This window comes from Blautia sp. AF26-2 (assembly GCF_003460955.1).
Lineage (GTDB): Bacteria > Bacillota > Clostridia > Lachnospirales > Lachnospiraceae > Fusicatenibacter > Fusicatenibacter saccharivorans.
The window spans coordinates 487-20,970 of record NZ_QTWD01000007.1; the positions used below are offsets into that span (position 1 = coordinate 487).

General features: G+C 51.3%; 10 protein-coding genes and 2 tRNA genes. 10 read left to right on the forward strand and 2 right to left on the reverse strand.

The features are described from left to right. Positions 1–4 precede the first annotated feature (4 nt). A tRNA-Ile gene (locus DWY63_RS10065) sits at positions 5–78 on the forward strand. A gap of 34 nt (positions 79–112) precedes the next feature. After that, a tRNA-Asp gene (locus tag DWY63_RS10070) sits at positions 113–186 on the forward strand. Positions 187–306: 120 nt separating this feature from the next. On the opposite strand, the gene DWY63_RS10075 is transcribed toward DWY63_RS10070, so the two are convergent. Continuing rightward, positions 307–924, reverse strand: coding sequence for a flavodoxin family protein (locus tag DWY63_RS10075; protein WP_022461984.1), 618 nt, complete (start codon positions 922–924; stop codon positions 307–309). Positions 925–1,083: 159 nt separating this feature from the next. Here DWY63_RS10075 and DWY63_RS10080 point away from each other — a divergent pair, with 159 nt between their 5' ends. After that, positions 1,084–4,416, forward strand: a complete 3,333-nt coding sequence (locus DWY63_RS10080; protein ID WP_158568344.1) for an alpha-L-rhamnosidase — start codon at positions 1,084–1,086, stop codon at positions 4,414–4,416. A 104-nt stretch (positions 4,417–4,520) separates the two neighbouring features. Here DWY63_RS10080 and DWY63_RS10085 read toward each other — a convergent pair whose 3' ends face one another. Continuing rightward, on the reverse strand, positions 4,521–4,895 hold the full coding sequence (locus tag DWY63_RS10085; protein WP_055221737.1) for a metal-dependent transcriptional regulator: 375 nt from the start codon (positions 4,893–4,895) through the stop codon (positions 4,521–4,523). 218 nt (positions 4,896–5,113) lie between these two features. Between DWY63_RS10085 and DWY63_RS10090 the strand changes: the two genes are divergently transcribed. The 7 genes from DWY63_RS10090 (at position 5,114) to DWY63_RS10120 (ending at position 20,352) form a co-directional block, all read left to right on the forward strand. Next, the gene (locus tag DWY63_RS10090; protein WP_242856668.1) at positions 5,114–6,322 is read left to right on the forward strand and encodes a serine hydrolase domain-containing protein; all 1,209 of its coding nucleotides are present in this window, start codon (positions 5,114–5,116) and stop codon (positions 6,320–6,322) included. Between the two features lie 332 nt (positions 6,323–6,654). Beyond that, complete coding sequence (locus DWY63_RS10095) at positions 6,655–6,882, forward strand: HPr family phosphocarrier protein (RefSeq protein ID WP_147326098.1); 228 nt, start codon at positions 6,655–6,657, stop codon at positions 6,880–6,882. A 186-nt stretch (positions 6,883–7,068) separates the two neighbouring features. After that, positions 7,069–10,335 carry a 3'-5' exonuclease gene (locus tag DWY63_RS10100; RefSeq protein WP_243001875.1) on the forward strand — a complete coding sequence of 1,089 codons (3,267 nt, stop codon included), beginning with the start codon at positions 7,069–7,071 and terminating at the stop codon, positions 10,333–10,335. A 16-nt stretch (positions 10,336–10,351) separates the two neighbouring features. After that, positions 10,352–12,541 (forward strand): DNA topoisomerase III, encoded by a 2,190-nt coding sequence (locus tag DWY63_RS10105; RefSeq protein WP_117802013.1) that lies wholly within the window; start codon positions 10,352–10,354, stop codon positions 12,539–12,541. Positions 12,542–12,717: 176 nt separating this feature from the next. After that, positions 12,718–14,928, forward strand: coding sequence for a beta-glucosidase BglX (bglX, locus tag DWY63_RS10110; RefSeq protein WP_117802014.1), 2,211 nt, complete (start codon positions 12,718–12,720; stop codon positions 14,926–14,928). A gap of 26 nt (positions 14,929–14,954) precedes the next feature. After that, positions 14,955–17,204: a glycoside hydrolase family 3 protein gene (locus DWY63_RS10115; RefSeq protein ID WP_117802015.1), complete on the forward strand. Its 2,250-nt coding sequence runs from the start codon at positions 14,955–14,957 to the stop codon at positions 17,202–17,204. Positions 17,205–17,298: 94 nt separating this feature from the next. Continuing rightward, entirely contained in the window at positions 17,299–20,352 is a 3,054-nt protein-coding gene (locus tag DWY63_RS10120) for a glycoside hydrolase family 2 TIM barrel-domain containing protein (RefSeq protein WP_117802016.1), read from the forward strand. Positions 20,353–20,484: the final 132 nt, after the last annotated feature.

Here is a 20,484-nt window from a genome sequence, read left to right on the forward strand (position 1 = left end):
CTTTGGACCTTTAGCTCAGTTGGTTAGAGCAACCGGCTCATAACCGGTCGGTCCCGGGTTCGAGTCCCTGAAGGTCCACTTTAGTTCTATATTTTATATTCTGTATATGTCTGGCCCGGTGGCTCAGCTGGTTAGAGCGCCGCCCTGTCACGGCGGAGGTCGTCGGTTCGATCCCGATCCGGGTCGCTTTAAAAAGTCTGCGGAAGCAGGCTTTTTTCGTGTATAAAATTTTTTCCAGCTATAAAAGATGCCGTATTCCAGACATAGAAAAAAGTCTGAAAGACGGCATCTTGCTTAACAGATAAATTAACGGATAAAGTTTGTGCCGACGCGCGGTTCCTTTTCCGGAAGACCAAAGGATTCTTTTCCGAGCTGGATGCTCTTCATCAGAAAACTCATATTCCGTGCAAGGGTACGCATGATCTGCAGGCCTTCGAGATCTTGCTGCGCCTCGTCCGCATTATTTCCATGGATACTGTTCCAATACTGGCCGGAAGCAACCGGCATGCCGGAGATGGTGAAGTATTTGTTCAGCTCATCAAAGGTAGCGGAAAGACCGCCGCGGCGTGCAGAGACAACCGAAGCGCCGACTTTCATGGTCTTGTCAAAGTGTGTGCTGTAGAACAGACGGTCAAGAAAAGCAATAAGTGTTGCATTTGCAGATGCATAATAAACCGGACTTCCGACAACAAGGCCGTCAGCCTCTTCAAATTTCGGAGCAACCTCATTTACCATATCGGAAAAAGCACATTTTCCGAGCTTGGAACAGGCACCGCAGGCAACACAGCCGCGGATATCTTTATTTCCGATATGTACGATTTCCGCCTCAATACCATTTTCTGTAAAGACTTTTTCCATTTCGTGCAGGGCAGTATAAGTGCTGCCTTTTGCGTGAGGACTTCCGTTGATTAATAATACTTTCATTTGATGGTACCTCTCTTTCGTAATTTCCTTTATTATAACACCGGAAAAGATGCAAATAAAGACGCTTTTTTGGGCAAAAACTGATCTTAACAGAAATAGCTGCTGGACGGTATAATACAATCAGCAAAGAAGGCAAAACTTGCAATGGGAGGTTACCAAATGAAGATAGAGAGAATTCTGATTGAAGATCAGATGGCACCGATCGGGCTGGATGAGAAAAAACCGGCATTTTCCTGGCTGCTGACGGCAGAAGAAGGAGAACAGAATCTGATGCAGAGCGCATGCCGGATCGTTGTGCGCACCGGAGAAGATACTGTGTGGGACAGCGGAAAAATGGAAACCGGCGTATCAACAGGGATTGGTTATGAAGGAGAAGCACTGCAGCCCTGTACCAAATATGAGGTAAAAGCAGAGGTGTGGGATAACCACGGCGGAAAGGCAGAAGCAGAAAGTTCCTTCGAGACAGGCCTTATGGATTCTTTGTATGCAGCATGGGAGGGAGCTGAGTGGATCGGCGCACCGCATGCGACGGTATGCGCGGAAAACCGCGGTGTTTTTACGATCGAGAGTGAATTTCGGATGGAAGGCGGGAAGGGAGAAGCGGGTATCGTCTTTGGAGCCAATGACTTCCGTCTGAACGATCATACGAAAAATGAGCTTGGCATGGAGGGGGAGAACTATATCCGTTATGCTGTGTGCCTTGAGGATGGAGATGCACGCCTCGAAATTTACCGCGTGGGCTATGCGCCGGAGGATACAGCGGAAAAACCGTTTGCCGTTACGAAACTGGTCAACTGGAAAGAGAAAACACAGGAAATCCTGACACCAGAGAATGCCGATGCCTTTCATAAGCTGACCGTAGAGGTTGACGGCAATGTGGCATACGCCTATGTCGACGGCATCCTCGTGGATGCCATTGAAGAGCATGGATTTTTTGGAACGAAAGTATCAGGCCGCCAGCTGAATCCGAGAGGAAATAACGATGTGCTGCCGTATCCGAGACTGAATGAGATCGGGTTTTATGCAGGAAAAGGGACGACAGGATATTTTAAGAATCTGACCGTAAGAAACGTAAGAAAACCATCCGCGGAAATTGTTCGTGAGACGCCGGAAGGACGGCTGGATGGGGGAAAAAGTATCTTTGCGGACCAGATTCCGGTGGAAAACGGATACTTTAAAGTAGAAGACAGCCAGATTACGGCAGATCCGTCCCATCATTCAATTCCAATGCTGCGGTCGTGTATTTCCTGCCAGAAAGAGAAAAAACTGGTATCAGCACGCCTTTATATTACTGCGCGCGGTATCTACGACTGCCGGATCAACGGACAGGAGATCACGGAAGATCTGCTGCGTCCGGGTCTGACACAGTATGACCACAGAATGAACTATCAGACATACGATATCACAGGGCTGATGAAATCGGGCCGAAACGGAATCGGCGTGACGCTGGCATCGGGCTGGTGGAGCGAGGCACAGACCTTTGTGGTGAAGAACTTCAATTACTTTGGAGACAAGGAGAGTCTGCTTGCCAAGGTTGTCATGAAGTACGAGGACGGCAGCCGCGAGGTCTTTGGAACAAATACCGAGGATTGGAAGTATTTCGGAGAAGGTCCTTACCTGTTTTCCAGCTACTTTGCCGGAGAGCAGTACGATGCGCGCCGGGCAGAGGTTTACGAAACTTATTCTCTGCCGGAGTTTGATGACAGCACCTGGGAAAAGCCAGTTGTTGTGGATACCGTCATGATCGAAGAGTTCTGCACGATGCCGGGCTTTGGACGGTCCTGGCCGGCGGTTCATGAGCAGAAGCCGGAATATATCGGTGAGTACGATGCGCCGGTGCGGATTGTGGACCGGAGAACGGCAAAGACGAGAAAAGAGCTGTTCCCGGGTGTGTATCTCTACGATCTGGAACAGGAGATGGCTGGTGTACCGCGGATTACACTGCATGAGAAGGCGGGCACAAAGATCATCATCCGCTATGCGGAGGTGCTTTATCCGGATCTGCCGGAGTATGCCGGAAAAGAAGGCACGATGATGCTGGAAAATTACCGGGATGCGACGAGTACGGATGTTTATATCTGCCGCGGCGGGGAAGAGGTGTTCCAGCCGAAGTTTACCTTCCACGGCTACCGCTATATTGAGATCAGCGGTGTGGAGCATGCGCCGGAGCTGGAAGAAGTAGAGAGTCTTCAGTATTCTTCTGTGACGGAATTCCATGGAAGCCTTACGAGTAGCCATAAACTGCTGAACCGGTTTGCCGAGAATGTTTCCTGGTCACAGAAATGCAACTTTATCAACATTCCGACCGACTGCCCGCAGAGAAATGAGCGCATGGGCTGGGCGGGCGATACGCATATTTTTTGCCATACGGCGCTCAACAACAGCAGCCTGAAGAAATTCTATGAGCGGAACCTGCAGGCGATGTGTGATCTGCAGACACCGGAAGGCCAGTACCCGGAGATTGCACCGGTGGGCGGCGGATTCGGCGGCATTACGTATGAGTGTGCGAGTATTTTTATGGCGTGGGAACTGTATGGGCAGTATGGGGATATCCGCACACTGGAGAAATTTTATCCTGGCATGCAGAAATATATGGACTATATGAAGGATAAGGGTCTGCCGGGAACGAAGGTAAATCCGGCGATCGGACCGCTTGGCGACTGGCTGGCACCGGAAGAGACGGATCTGCTGCTTTTATGGAATGCATTCTATTATAAAGAAGCCGATCTGATGAGCCGGATTGCCGGTGCGCTCGGAAGAACAGAGGAGCAGCATCAGTATGAGGCGCTTGCTGCGAAGGTGAAGAAATTCTGGAATGAGACATTTGTACTTCCGGATTCCGGAAAGACCTGCAATGCGGACGGAACGCTGTGTGATACGCAGTGCTCGTATGCAATTGCACTGTCTTATGGTGTGGCAGAAGACAGAAAGAGAATAGGAGAGCATCTGATCCGAAAGACGAGAGCGATCGGCCATACGGTCGGAACGGGATTCTTTGGAACGGGTATTCTGAACCAGATGCTGACCGAGCAGGGCGCTGCGGAGGATGCCTGGAAGATGATGCTGCAGACGGCATTCCCGTCGTGGCTGTATCCGGTGACCCAGGGAGCGACGACGATCTGGGAGCACTGGGATTCCTACACGAAGGAAAAAGGCTTCGGCGGACAGAATGCGATGAACTCGTTCAATCATTATTCTCTCGGAAGCGTTCTTTCCTGGCTGTATCACACGGGACTTGGTATCCAGAGAGACGAGACAAAACCGGGTTATCAGCACATTCTGCTGAAACCGCAGCCGGGCCCGCTCGAGTTTATGAAAGGTTCCGTAGACAGCCCGTACGGCGTGATTTCTGCCGGATGGGAGCGGAAAGGTGACAAAATAGAGTATCAGGTTACGATTCCGGTCAATACAACGGCAACCCTGTTTAAAAACACGCAGGATCCGGCGGATACCGTGGAACTGGGAAGCGGAACGTATACTTTTATGCTGTAAAAAGAAAACCCGAAAGGCTCCGGCAAAGAAATGGGAGACTTTAGGGCGGAAAGAGAAACGCTGTCGGAGAGAAGAGAACTCCGGCAGCGTTTTCTTTGTCATGTTTATTTTTCGGCAGTCATGTGCAGATGACGTTTGATCGCTTCAAAGCTTTCCTGGCTGATGACATGCTCGATGCGGCAGGCATCTTCCGTGGCGGTCTGCTCATCAACACCAAGGCTCATCAGGCCGCGGGAGAGGAGCTGGTGGCGCTCATAGATCATCTCTGCGATCGCGCGTCCGCTGTCGGTCAGGTAGATGTAGCCTTCCGGCGTTACGCGGATCTGCTCTTTTTCTCTTAAGTTTTTCATGGCAACGCTGACACTTGATTTTTTAAAGCCAAGTTCTTCTGCAATATCAACACCGCGTACAACGGGTTTTTTCTGACTTAAGACTAAAATGGTTTCCAAATAATTTTCTGCGGATTCATTCGTTTTCAGCAAGATGTTCACCTCGTTTTTCTAAATAGCTGAAGATTCATAAATATATATACATATAGAATAGCATATTTTTCGGAATAGGGCAATGATGGTTTTTGATGGTTTTTCTTAATTTCAGAAAAGTTGTAAGATTTCAGAAAAAAAAGACAATGAGGATAGAAGAAAAGCAAGATAAAAGATGACGGGGGGCAAAAAGAGAGGTAAAATAGGAAAAAACAATGAAATTTAGATGGAGGTTAGAGCATACCATGGAACAGGTGATAAAGAAAAGACTGCAGCAGGTGATGGATGCGTCTGTTGCAAAAGGAGAGACACCGGGCTGTCTTCTGATGGTGATCAAAGACGGAGAGGAGCAGGTTTATCTGGAGAGCGGATATGCGGATATCGAAGCGAAAAAGCCGGTTTCCCGCGATAATATTTTCCGTCTCTACTCCATGAGCAAGCCGATTACCGCGACGGCCATGATGATTCTGGTAGAGCGCGGAATCGTCGATCTGGCGGATCCGGTCAGCAAGTATCTGCCGGGCTTCCGGAACCCGGTTGTATGTACAGCGGATGGGAAGATAGAAAAAGCGGAGCGGGAGATCCTTCTGGAGGATATTATGAATATGACATCCGGGCTGACGTACGGCGGAACGGATGAGACGGGACGGCAGACCGATGCACTTTTTCAGGAGGTGATCCACGGACTTAAGGAAGAAAACGGCGGAACGATCAGTACAGTAGAATTTGCAAACCGTCTTGGAAAAGTCCCGCTTCTGTATCAGCCGGGCCAGTCCTGGAGTTATGGAACGTCGGCGGATGTCGTAGGTGCGGTGATTGAGGTGGCAAGCGGCATGCGCTTTGGGGATTTTCTGAAAAAAGAAATTTTCGAGCCGCTCGGCATGAACGATACCGATTTCTGGGTTCCGGCAGAAAAGCAGGATCGTCTGGCGAAGGTGTATGACTGCAGGGAGGGACAGCCGTCCGTCCGTTATCTGGACAATAACCTTGGCATTCAGAACGATATGGCGTACCGCCCGGCATATGAGGCAGGCGGAGCAGGCCTTGCATCTACCATCGACGATTATGCGAAATTTACGCAGATGCTGCTGAACGGCGGCACCTACAACGGTGTACAGATTCTCCGTCCGGCGACGGTAAAATTTCTGGGAGGCCACACATTAAGCGCGGTACAGCAGGCAGGCTTTGATAACTGGATCGGTCTGGAAGGATTTTCCTACGGAAATCTGATGCGTGTTCTGGTAGATCCGACGCGTGCGGTAACGCTGGGAAGCAAGGGTGAGTTCGGCTGGGACGGCTGGCTTGGATGCTACATGGAAGTCGTGCCGGAGCAGAATATGACATTTCTGATGATGACCCAGAAAAAAGATGCCGGAACGTACACCCTGTCCCGGAAGATCCGAAATATTATTTTCAGCGAATAACTTTTCATGAGAGTGATTCTCAAGTAAGGCCTTCCGGCCCGTCAGATCAGACGAAAAAAGTGCCGGAAAAGAAACAACTTAACGAATCAGACGGAACATATGAGCAAATTGCTGTAAAACTACGTCGAATTTTGTCCAAAACGGATATTTGCAGTGAGACAGATGTATGCTATTTTAGTGTCAGTCGAAAAGGAAGGCGATTTCATTACTACTTTCAGAAAAAACAGCAAAAAAGGGATATCGTGTAAGTTTTTGACCGATTTTGAAGGAAATAAAAGAAAGAATTCAAAATCATGAAAAGAAGACTAAAAAGCAGAAAGGATGCAGAAAATATGATTTCGTTACCGTTAAAGTTTGATGAAGTAGAGAGTGTAGAAGAATTTGTAAATATGGTGAAACGCCTGGATTACGACGTTGACGTAAAAATAGGACGATGCGTCTTTGATGCGAAATCCCTGATGAGTGTCCTGATGATCGCCGGAAACCCGGATGCGGTTGTGGAAGCCCATACGAACGATATCGAAGCATTTAAAAAGAAATTTAAGGATTACCTTCAGTAAGAAAAAAAGTCGGAAAGGCACTGTGTGTAAGATGCATGGTGTCTTTTTTGATGCACGAAAAAGCGGGTGAAGTATCTTGCCGGGGAGACGTGTGCATGGTAAAATAAAGTCTATTGGGATGGAAATAAGAGAATCAAAAGAACGGGCTGATGTAGAAGAAGTTTTTCGTAAAAAAGGAGGTACAAAGTGGAAGAAGAGAAACTGGAAAGAAGCATCAGAAAATCAGAGATTCCCGGACTTACGAGGGAAGAGGAGGAAGCACAGCTTGCGAAGGTGATCGGGATTGCCGAGCAGAATCTGGAACAGGCGAAGGCAGATATCCGGTCGGCCAATGAGGACCTGGCGGATCTGATGGAGACGTACGACGCAAAAGAGGCGGAAGGCCTGGCGCTCTGGAACAACGCGACGGCGAAGCTGAATGCGTACCAGCACGGCATGGCGCGGCTGGAAAAAGCGAGAAAGAAGCCGTATTTCGGGCGGATTGATTTTCAGGATCCGCGGCTTTCGTTTTTAGAGTCCTATTACATCGGGCGCGTCGGCATTTCCGATGAGAAGGCGGAGCCGGTTGTGCTGGACTGGCGGGCGCCGATTTCCTCCGTCTATTATGAGAACAGCACCGGGCCGTGCAGCTATACGGTGAGTTCAGAGGGTACTTTTTCGATTGATCTGAAAAGAAAGCGGACGTATGAGATTGAAAATGACCATCTGAAAGACTTTTTTGATTCCGATGTGGTAGCGAACGATGAGCTGCTGACAAAGTATCTGGCGAAGAACAAAAAAGCGGTGCTCGGTGAGATCATTGCGACGATCCAGCAGGAGCAGAACCTCATTATCCGCAGATCCCCGAAGACGAATCTGATCGTACAGGGCGTGGCTGGCTCCGGAAAGACGACGGTGGCGATGCACAGGATTTCGTACATCCTCTATAATTACGAGGAGGACTTCCGGCCGGAGGATTTCTATATCATTGGAAGCAACCGTATTCTGCTGAACTACATTACCAGCGTTCTGCCGGAACTCGATGTATACGGCATCCGTCAGATGACGATGGAGCAGCTTTTCATCCGGCTTCTGTATGAGGACTGGGACGAAGAAAAGTACATGGTACACACCATCGACCGCGCGGATGAGAAAAACAGCATAAAGGGCGGAAGCGGCTGGTTTTTCGATCTGGAAAATTTCTGCCGTACGTACGAGGCAGAGCAGATTCCGCGGGAGCCGGTGCGGCTGGAAAAAACGGGAACATTGCTTCTGAACGCCGAGTATATTGATAACTATTGCAGGGAGCAGTCCACACTTTCCATGGAAGGAAAGATGTGCATGCTGAACGAGATCCTGCTGGCAAAATTTGAGAATGAGGTTTCGGGAAAAGAAGTGACGTTTCCGGCGCGCGAAAAAAAGGCGCTGAAGCGGAAATACGAGAAATATTTTGGAGATGGAAAATGGCGGGGATCCATTTTTGATCTCTATTTACAGTTTCTGGAGCAGCAGGCGGAGAAAGGAAAAGCGGTGGAAGTGCCGGAAAACTCCTTTGATGTCTATGATCTGGCGGCGCTGGCATACCTCTATAAGCGGATCAAGGAAAACGATCCCGTGCGCGAGGCGAGCCATGTGGTCATCGACGAGGCGCAGGATTTCGGGATGATGGCGTACCAGGTGCTTCATTACTGTCTGCGTGACTGTACGTATACCATTATGGGAGATACGTCGCAGAATATCCATTTTTTCTACGGCCTGAACGACTGGGAGGAGCTGAAAAAGCTGATTCTGACCGGTACGTACGATGCGTTCGGCGTTCTGCGGAAGAGTTACCGGAACACGGTGGAGATCTCCGATTTTGCAAATGAAATCATGCGGCACGGGGATTTTGCGATTTATCCGGTGGAGCCGGTGCTGCGGCATGGAACGGCGGTGCAAAAGGAAGCGTTTGTGGATGAGGCTGCGCTTCTGGCAGCTGGAGTGCAGAAGATCAAAGCGTGGCAGGAGCAGGGATATGAGACAATTGCCGTTGTATGCCGGGATGAGGCAGAAGCGGCTGCGACGGCGCGGAAGCTGAAAAAATATGTGCCGGTTGTGGAGGAGGATCTCGAGACGGCAGAATTTGGCGAGGGCGTGATGGTGCTTCCGGTTGCGTATACGAAGGGACTCGAGTTTGACGCGGTGCTGCTTCTTGATCCGACAGAAGAAAAATATCCGGAGAATGACGGACAGGTAAAGCTGCTTTATGTAGCGGCAACGCGTGCGCTGCATGAGCTGGCAGTGCTGTATACGGGAAAACTCACAGGAATCCTTGCAAAGAAAGCGCCAAAGGGCCGTCACAACCAGGAATTTGCCATGGAGACGCTGACGAAGGCGAAGGAGTATGAGAAGGTTTCGCTGACGCAAAAAGAGACGCGTGAGGAGAACCGCGCGATCGGCATCCAGGAGATGGACGAGCGGAACAGCCACGGACCAAAAAGGATTGTAATTAAGCCGGAGCAGATACCGGGAAGGGCGCCTGGAAATACAAGCACGACGGGAACAGCGGTGATGCCAAAAAGCAGTACGGGCATGCGGAAAGCAGCGGCAGAAACAGGAAAAGAAATTGCCGCAAAGACGATGCAGCAGCGTGCGCCGGAAGGAGTTTCTGCTGTCTTTGCCGGTGCCGCCTACCGTGGAAAGACAGGCGGCAAAGCACCGGGCAGCAGACCGGCGACTGCAGGAATACAGTCAGAAAAAGCTGAACAGCCAGAGCACATGAATACATCGCCCTACGCTTTTGGGGCAATTCCGGAAAATGAACTGCTGCGCATGAAGGGGCATTCGAGGATCAAGTGCGCGGTGAAATGGGCAAAGAAAGGAAAAGCAGCGGTTGAGATGGCGAGCATGTACGGCATTCTGCGCATCACGCCGATTACGCCGGAGGTCATCCGCATCAGCTTCGTAAAAGGTGTGACGGCAAAAGTCCAGGACACGTACTGGAAGCCAAAGGCGGATACCTTGTTCCCCTGGAGTGCAAAGGAATCGAAGACGGCGGTTCTTGTCGAGACAGAGAAGCTGCGTGTCATGGTGGAAAAAAAGGACGGCGCGGTGCAGTTCTTTACGCCGGATCACAAACTGGTTCTTTCCGAGAAACGAGACGAGCCGCGCATGATCGACGGCGGCATGACATGGACATTTTTTGACTGGAGCGGTTCCGAAAAGCTGAAAGCCAAGGGCATTCTCTCGACAGAGTGGCTGGATCTGACCGCGAAGGCGCGCTACGTCTCGTTTGGCGGAAAGCAGGCGCGGATGCCGCTTGTCGTCTCAAACCGCGGCTATGGTATTGCAGCCGCCGCTTCCAGAACGGCACTGCTGTGCAATGTGCGGACGTTTGGAACGTATCTTCATACCGCCGGGGACGGACAGATTGATTATTACTTTATTCTCGGAAAAGACCGGGATGAAATTATAAAACAGTATAAAGAGCTATAAAAGGAGCAGACATTTCATGAAAACTCTGGTAATTGCAGAAAAACCATCTGTGGCACGCGATATTGCACGCGTGCTCGGATGTGCGAAAAAAGAAAACGGAGCACTGGAAGGAAACCAGTACATTGTGACCTGGGCGCTCGGCCACCTTGTGACCTTAAAAGACCCGGAGGACTATGATAAAAAGTATAAGGAATGGAATATGGCAGTTCTGCCGATGATGCCGGAGAAACTGCAGATCAAGGTCATTCCGCAGACGGGAAAACAGTATCACGCTGTGACGACACAGCTTGCGCGGAAAGATGTCGGTGAGGTGGTCATTGCGACAGATGCCGGCCGTGAAGGCGAGCTGGTGGCGCGGTGGATTCTTGACAAGGCGCACAATCAGAAGCCGTGTAAGCGTCTCTGGATTTCGTCCGTTACCGACAAGGCAATCCGTGAGGGATTTGCCAGCCTGAAAGATGCGAAAGAGTACGATAATCTCTACCGGGCTGCTGTTTCCCGTGCAGAGGCGGACTGGCTTGTCGGCATTAACGCAACGCGGGCACTGACATGCAAATACAATGCACAGCTTTCCTGCGGCCGTGTGCAGACACCGACGCTCGCCATGATTGCACAGCGCGAGCAGGAAATCCGAGAATTTGTCCCGAAGCCGTACTACACCGTAATGGCAGCAGCAGGCGGCGCAGTATACACCTGGAAGGACGAAAAATCGGGCGGGACACGGATTTCTGATCCGGAAAAGGCAAAGCAGATCGCAGAAAAAGCAAAACGGTATCCGCTTATCCTGCAAAAAGTAGAAAAGAAGAAAAAACAGAAAGAGGCGCCGCTGCTCTACGATCTGACGGAGCTGCAGCGCGATGCCAGTGCACGGTTCGGTTATTCGGCAAAACAGACCCTGAATCTGATGCAGAGCCTCTATGAGACGCACAAAGTCCTCACGTATCCGCGGACGGATTCGCGGTATCTGACAAAGGATATTGTACCGACTTTAAAAGAGCGCCTCGATGCCGTGAGTATCGGACCGTACAAGACGCTGGCACAGCAGGCGAAGCGCCGTCCGCTGAAGGAAAAGCCAGGTTTTGTGAATGATGCAAAGGTTTCCGATCACCACGCCATTATCCCGACGGAGCAGTATGTGCAGCTTTCTGCACTTTCCAATGAGGAACGCCGCATTTATGATCTCGTGGTGCGCCGTTTTCTTGCGGTGCTGCTGCCGCCCTGCGTATACGAGGAGACTGTGATCCAGGCTTCCATCGAAAAAGAATGCTTTACGGCGCGTGGAAAGCGCATGGTCGAGAAAGGCTGGCAGGAGGCGTACGAGGATAACCGGTATGACGACGAGGACGAGGCGAAAGAAGAGGTGCGGGAGCAGAATCTGCCGCTTTTGCAGGCAGGCATGAAGTTCGACCAGCCAAAGATCAGCCTCCGGGAGGGAAAGACAAAGCCGCCGGCACGCTTTACGGAAGGAACGCTGCTTTCCGCGATGGAGAATCCGGTCCGTTACATGGAAAACCGCGACAGCAGTCTTGTGAAAACGATCGGCGAGGCGGGCGGCCTTGGAACGGTTGCGACCCGCGCAGATATCATTGAGAAGCTGTTCCGCAGCTTTCTGCTGGAGAAAAAGGGGAATGAGATCTATCTGACCTCGAAAGCACGCCAGCTTCTGAAGCTGGTGCCGGCGGATCTCAAAAAGCCGGAGCTGACGGCAAGCTGGGAGATGCAGTTAAACGAAATCGCAAAGGGAAAGAAGCGGCGCGATGCCTTTATGAAAGAGATCCGGAGCTACACGGTGGAACTGATTGAGGAAATCAAAACGGAAGAGGGAACATTCCGCCATGATAACCTGACAAACAAGAAGTGCCCGAACTGCGGAAAACGGCTGCTGGCAGTCAATGGAAAGAATGCAAAGATGCTCGTCTGCCAGGACAGAGAGTGCGGCTACCGTGAAACGGTTTCCCGTACGACGAATGCGAGATGCCCGGTCTGCCATAAGCGCATGGAGATGATCGGAAAAGGCGAGGATGCGACGTTTGTCTGCTCCTGCGGGCACAAGGAGCGCATGACAAAATTCCAGGAGCGCCGCAAAAAAGAGGGCGGAGGCGTGACGAAGCGGGATGTGGCAGCCTACCTGAAAAAACAGAAAAAAGAGGCCGAAGAGCCGGTAAACAATGCATTTGCCGCGGCATTAAAAGGAATCAAATTATAAAAAACGGAGCGTGTCTGCCAGAATGGAAAAAGCGATGGCAGGCGCGCTTCTTTTGTTAAAATCGTAGAGAAAAGAGTCAAAAAAATAGATTGTTTTATGCAGAGTTATGCCGTAAAATAGAAACAAATGGGATAGAAAACCAAAAATTCTGAAAATAAAAAACAGGAGGTTTTTCAATGAAACAGACAGATTTGGAAAAGCTGCTGGCGGATATGTCGCTGAAAGAGAAAGTGGACCAGATGCTTCAGTTAAGCGGAGCATTTTATCTGGGAGATGAAAACAGCGTTCTGACCGGTCCGGCAAACGATATGGGAATCGGAAAAGAGGATCTGGAGATGGCAGGCTCCATTCTGGGAGCAGCAGGCGCCGATACGATGAAAAAACTGCAGGACGACTATATGGCAAAACAGCCGCATCACATCCCGATGCTGTTTATGATGGATGTCATTCACGGCATGAAGACCATTTTCCCGGCGCCGCTGGCGCAGGGAGCCACTTTTGATCCGGAACTCTCCGGCGAGTGCGCGTCTGCAGCCGCAAAAGAAGCATCCGCGGCCGGACTTCACGTTACCTTTTCTCCGATGGTTGACCTTGTGCGCGATGCGAGATGGGGCCGCGTTGTGGAATCCACAGGCGAAGATCCGTACCTGAACAGCCGCTTTTCCGAGGCGATCGTAAAAGGCTTCCAGGGCGATGATTTAAAAACACCGGGAAAAGTTGCCTCCTGCATCAAACACTTTGCAGGCTACGGCGGAGCAGTCGCAGGAAGAGATTACAACACCGTAGAGCTCTCAGAGCATACCTTCCGTGAATTCTATCTTCCGGCATACAAAGCAGGCATTGATGCGGGCGCAGCGATGGTGATGACATCATTCAACACGATCAACGGCGTTCCGGCGAGCACCAACAAATGGCTGATGCGCGATATCCTGCGCGGCGAGATGGGATTTGACGGCGTGCTGATTTCTGACTTTGCAGCCATTCTGGAAACCGTTGCCCACAGAAGCTCGGAAGATGCCGCCGATGCAGCGAAAAAAGCGCTGGAGGCAGGCGTGGATATTGATATGATGACATCCGTTTACGCCGCAAACCTCTGCCGTCTCGTAGAAGAAGGTGAAGTGGACGAGCATCTGATTGACGAGTGCTGCCTGCGGATTCTGGAGCTGAAAAACAAACTGGGACTGTTTGAAAATCCATATAAAGATGCGGATGCCGAGAAAGAGAAAGCATACAACCTCTGCCCGGAGCATCGTGCACTGGCGAAAAAAGCAGCGGAGGAATCCTTCGTCCTGCTGAAAAACGACGGTGTACTGCCGCTCGACACTGCGAAAAAGATCGCATTTGTCGGCCCGTATACCAACAATCATGAAATCAAGAGCAGTTGGTCCTTCACCGGCGACAGCAAGGACTGCGTGACGATTCAGGAAGCAGCCGAGAAAGTATTCGACGCATCACGCACCACGTATGCGGAAGGATGCCCGGTTATCGGAAACGATGTGGAGCTGATCGGATTTACCGAGACGACACCGAAAAAATACAGTGAGGAAGAGCTTGCTGCCATGGAGCAGAGCGCACTACAGGCAGCAAAAGAGGCCGATCTCGTGGTCATGCCGATGGGTGAGCATTATCTGCAGAGCGGCGAGGCGACCAGCCGTGCCATGATCGATGTGCCGGAGATTCAGATGGAGCTGTTCCGAAAAGTGATGGCCGTTAACCCGAATGTTGTTGTTGTTCTGTTCAATGGCCGTCCGCTTGATCTGCGTGAGATCAGTGCAAAAGCAAAAGCCGTTCTCGAGGTATGGTTCCCGGGAACAGAGGGCGGAAGTGCCGTTGTGGATGTTCTGACCGGAAAGAAAAATCCATCCGGCCATCTGCCGATGAGCTTCCCGTACTGCGTGGGCCAGGCGCCGGTCAGCTACAACGAGTATTCCACCGGAAGACCGAATCTGCCGGGCATGAAAGAGCGGTTCCGCTCCAAATATCTCGATATTCCGAACGCACCGCTGTATCCGTTTGGTTACGGACTTTCCTATACCACGTTTGATATTTCCGCGGTAACACTGGATCAGAACGAGATGGATAAAAACGGCAGAATTGCAGCGCATGTGACCGTGAAAAATACAGGTGATACGGCTGGCTGTGATGTTGTACAGCTGTACATCCGTGATGATTATTCCGATGTGGTTCGTCCGGTGCGAGAGCTGAAAGGCTTCCGAAGAGTAGAGCTTGCTCCGGGCAAAGAGCAGGAAGTGACCTTCTATATTACCGAAGAAGATCTGCGCTACTACCGTCTCGACGGAACCTTTGGAAGCGAGCCTGGAACGTTTACCGTATTTGTCGGTGACAGCAGCACGACGGAAAACAGTGCGGTATTTACACTGAAATAAATGCAGCAGGAAAAAGGAGAAAACTTATGGAGAAAACAACGAAAAACGGAATCCACCGCATCACACAGGCAGACGGAAAAACGATTGCCTGGGCGGAGGAGTCCGGTGTAAAGGTATTGGAAAAAGATGGATATTACTTTAAAGATCTTGCAAAAACCGGCGAACTGCTGCCGTACGAGGACTGGCGTCTTTCCGATGAGGAGAGAGCGGCAGACCTTGCGGGTCGTCTTTCGATTGAAGAGATTGCAGGCCTTATGCTGTACTCGCCGCACCAGGCGGTACCGCCGATGCCGGGCGGACCATTCCAGGGAACGTTTGACGGAAAAACGTATCTCGAATCCGGCAAAGAGCCGTATGCCATTTCTGACCAGCAGAAGGAATTTCTGGAGGACGAGCACATCCGCCATATCCTGCTGACGAACGTAGAAAGCCCGGAGATTTCCGCAAAATGGAGCAATGAGCTGCAGAAACGGGCGGAGACACTGCCGTATGGTATTCCGATCAACCTCTCCTCTGATCCGCGGAACGGAGCAAAGGATTCCGGCGCAGAGTTCAAGAGCGGCGGAAGCGAGATCAGCAAATGGCCGGAGGGTGTCGGCTTTGCAGCATGCTTTGACCCGGAAGTAGCCGGACAGTTTGCAAAGGATGCCTCCCGTGAATACCGGGCACTCGGCATCACAACGGCACTCGGACCGCAGATCGACCTCTGCACCGAGCCGAGATGGATGCGCTTTGTCGATACGTTAGGCGAAGAAGTGGAGATGTCCAAAAAGCTTACCAAAGCGTACTGTGACGGTATGCAGACAACGGAAGGGGAAGCAGACGGCTGGGGAAAAGACAGCGTCAACACGATGGTCAAACACTGGCCGGGCGGCGGCACCGGAGAGGCCGGACGCGATGCACACTATGCATTCGGACAGTTTGCCGTTTATCCGACCGGAAATTTTGAGGAGCATTTAAAACCGTTTACCGAGGCAGCCTTCCACCTGGACGGACCGACCGACTGCGCATCCGCGGTTATGCCGTACTACACCGTATCCTACGGCGTGGACAAGAAAAACGGCAAGAACGTCGGAAACTCCTACAGCGAGTACCTGATCAAGGATCTGCTGCGCGGAAAATATGAATTCAAAGGCATTGTCTGCACCGACTGGGGCATCACCCAGGATCCGGAGAAGACGATTGAGGGATTTGGAAGCCGCTGCTACGGCGTGCAGGATATGACCGAGGCAGAACGGTGTCTGCTGGCGATCACAAACGGCGTTGACCAGTTCGGCGGAAACAGCGAGTCCGGTCCGATTGTCGAGGCGTATAAGATCGGCTGTGAGAAATACGGCGAGAAAGCGATGCGTGAGCGCATGGAGCTGTCCGCCAAACGTCTTCTGATCAACATTTTCCACTGCGGTTTGTTTGAGGACCCGTATCTTGATCCGGAAGAATCCGCAAAGATTGTAGGATGCGAAGAGTTCTGCCGCCATGGCTATGAGGCACAGCAGAAATCCATCGTCCTGCTGAAAAACAGTGCGAAACGCGCACCGGAAGGACAGAAGGGTGTGCTGCCGCTGAAGAAAGGTTTGAAGGTTTATATTCCGGAGAGAAAGATCGGACCGTCCAAAGCGTTCTTCCGCATCGATCTGCCGGCAAAAACCGAAGATCCGCTGCCGGATGGACTGCCGTCCAAGTACGGTACACGCGTGGCATCACCGGAGGAGGCCGATGTGGCGCTGGTATTTATCGAAAGCCCGGCATGCAACCCGTATTCCACCGAAGATCTTGCGAACGGCGGCAACGGCTATCTGCCGATTACACTGCAGTACCGCCCGTATACGGCGAAAAAAGCGCGTGAGGTGAGCATTGCCGGCGGTGATTTCCGCGAGAATTTCACGAATCGCAGCTATCTTGGAAAGACAAACACTGCCTACAACGAGGCTGATCTCGACAATATTCTCGAATGCCGCCGCGCGATGGGCGACAAGCCGGTGATCGTCTGCGCAACCGTCAACAACCCGATGGTGATGCATGAATTTGAAGCCGAAGCCGATGCGATCGTCGCAGAGTTCGGTGTTTCGAGAGCCGCTGTGCTCGACGTTGTCTTCGGCGGTTACAACCCGACCGGCCGTCTGCCGATCCAGATGCCGAAGGATATGGATGCGGTTGAGGAGCAGAGCGAGGACCGTGCGTTGGATATGGAAACCTATATTGACAGCGAAGGACATAACTATGACTACGGTTATGGCATGAATTACGAAGGCGTTCTTCCTGCATGGAAAAAGTAAAAGAATAACAGAAAACCTGATCGGCACCGGGACCGCGTGTGTTTCGGTGCTGATATTGGAAACAAAAGACAGAATAAGGAGGACTTAAAAAGAGATGATTGTTCCAAAATATTTCGAAGATTTCGATCACCTGCATGTGAATACCATGCCGAACCGTGCCTACTACATTCCGGCATCCCGCCGCATGGAGGATCTGGTGGAGAACCGGGAGGCGTCGGACCGCTTTTTTCTGCTTTCCGGTGACTGGAAATTCCGCTATTTTACCAGTGTTTACGATGTAAAAGAGGAGTTTTTCGCAGAAGGATACGACACTTCTGCATTCGAGACGATTCCGGTGCCGTCCGTCTGGCAGAATTATGGCCATGACCACCATCAGTATACGAACGTCCGCTACCCGTTCCCGGTGGATCCGCCGTATGTGCCGTATGAGAACCCGTGCGGTGCGTACGTGAGAACGTTCGAGTGGAAAAAACAGGAGGAAGCACCGAGGGCATTCCTGAATTTTGAGGGCGTGGATTCCTGTTTCTACGTGTGGATGAACGGCAGCTTCGTCGGCTACAGCCAGGTGTCTCATTCTACGAGTGAATTTGATGTAACAGACTTCTTAAAAGATGGCACCAACACCATCGCCGTACTGGTGCTGAAATGGTGCGATGGAAGCTATCTCGAGGATCAGGACAAATTCCGCATGAGCGGCATTTTCCGCGATGTCTATCTGCTTGCAAGACCAGAAAAAGGCATCCGCGATTACTTTGTAAAGGCAGCGCCGGACGCATCGTACCAGAATGGAGAAGTTTCGATTGCGATTACCTGGAATGACGGGGAACCGCAGGAAGGAACGGCAAAGCTGTTTGATACAGAAAATCATCTTGTGGCAGAGGCAGCGTTTGGCGGCGATACGGTTCAGATGCATGTAAAAGATGCACATCTGTGGAATGCCGAGGAGCCGTATCTGTATACGCTGGTGCTGGAGACGGCGGGTGAGGTGATCACGGATCATGTCGGCATCCGTGAGATCCACGCGAAGGACGGTGTGCTGTACCTGAACGGCGTGAAGATCAAATTCCACGGAACAAACCGCCACGACAGCGATCCGGTGACGGGATTTGCAATCAGCCTTGCACAGATCAAAAAAGATCTGAAGGTAATGAAAGAGCACAACATCAATGCGATCCGGACCAGCCATTACCCGAATGCGCCGTACTGTTATCAGCTTTATGACCGTCTCGGTTTTTATGTCATCGATGAGGCGGACAATGAGAGTCACGGCACAGAGGAAATTTATGCGAATTACACGAGCTGGGAAGAGTATGCGAAGAACTGGAATAAACTAATTGCGAACAATCCGGTATTTACCGAGGCAACCGTAGACCGCACACAGCGTTGCGTAGAGCGCGATAAAAACCGCCCGAGCGTTGTCATCTGGTCGATGGGAAATGAGTGCGCATACGGCTGTACCTTCGAGGCGGCCTTAAAGTGGACGAAGGAATTTGATCCGACGCGACTGACGCACTATGAGTCGGCACGGTATGTGGATGATCCGAAGAAATACGATTACAGCAACCTCGATCTCTACAGCCGCATGTATCCATCACTCGAGGAGATCAAAAAAGAGCTGGTGGAGTACGGGGATAAGCCGTATATCATGTGCGAATACTGCCATGCGATGGGCAACGGCCCGGGAGATCTTGAAGACTACTTTGAACTGATCCACAGCGAGGAGAAGATGTGCGGCGGCTTTATCTGGGAGTGGTGCGACCACGCGATTGATATGGGAAAAACGATCGAGGGAAAGAAGATGTACGCGTACGGCGGCGACCACAACGAGTATCCGCACGACGGCAACTTCTGCATGGACGGACTTGTTTATCCGGACCGCACACCGCATACGGGACTGATGGAATTTAAAAACGTGTATCGTCCGGTGCGCGTGACGGGATATGATGCCGAAAAGGGTACACTGACCATCAAAAACTATATGAATTTTGTGAATCTGAAAGATTACGCTGTGCTCGGCTATGAGGTGCTTGTGGACGGCGAAGTGACGGAGAGCGGCAAGATTACAGATGAAGCACTGCTGGAGCTTGCGGCAGGCTGTGAGAAGACGATTCCGCTTGCCATTTCCGTGCCGGAGCAGGGAAAATGTGCGCTGAAGGTTACCTGGTATCAGAAACAGGCCACTGAGGTGCTGCCGGAGCAGTTCGAACTGGGATTTGAAGAAGTTCCGGTGAAAACGAAAGACAATCAGAACCAGAAGGCAAAAGAGATGATGAAGCGCCCGGAGGGAACGGTTTCGTTTGGATGGAAAGAGGACGATCATTATCTGACGGTATCGACGGAACAGTTCAGCTATACCTATAATAAGTTCACCGGCCTGTTCGAGAAAATGTGCTATGCCAACCAGAATCTGCTCGACCGCCCGATGGAGCTGAACATCTGGCGTGCGCCGACAGACAATGACCGCAATATCAAGAATACCTGGATGCGTGCGCAGTATGACCGCACCGTGACGCGGGCGTATGAGACAACGGCAAAAGAAGAAAACGGCTGCGTGGAGATCGAGACAAGCTATTCGATTTCGTCTCCGGCTCTGCAGCGGATCCTTGCAGGTGTGATCAAATGGACAATTTACAGCGACGGAACGACCGATGTCCATGTGGAAGCAAAGAAAGACCCGGTATTCCCGGTTCTGCCGCGTTTTGGCCTGCGCCTGTTCCTGCCGGAATCGTTTGCAGAACTGACCTACTGCGGCCTCGGTCCGGTGGAGAGCTACGTGGATAAGCACCAGGCAAGCTATCACGGCGTTTTCCACAGCACACCGGCAGAACAGCAGGAAGACTATATCCGCCCGCAGGAGAACGGCAGCCACTACGACTGCGATTATGCAAGTCTTGCCAGTGATCGTGCGGTATTGACGGCAGTGGGCGAGAAAACCTTCTCATTCCAGGCATCTATTTACACGCAGGAGGAGCTGACCGCGAAAGCCCACAACTATGAGCTTCGGCCGTGCGGAAGCACTGTTTTCTGCATCGACTACCGCCAGGCCGGGATCGGATCGGCAAGCTGCGGACCGATGCTGCTGGAAAAATATCAGCTGAAAGAAACCGAAATCAGCTTCGATGTGCGGCTGAAACCGGAACTTCTGTAAAGTGTAGAATTTGAAAAATAAGAAAAGCGCTGTGCCCTCTCTCTGAAAGGTGAGGGAACGGCGCCTTTTTAAATACAGGATTATAATGGACGAAATTATAATTCAAATCCAATCCAGGTGATTCTGGAAAGA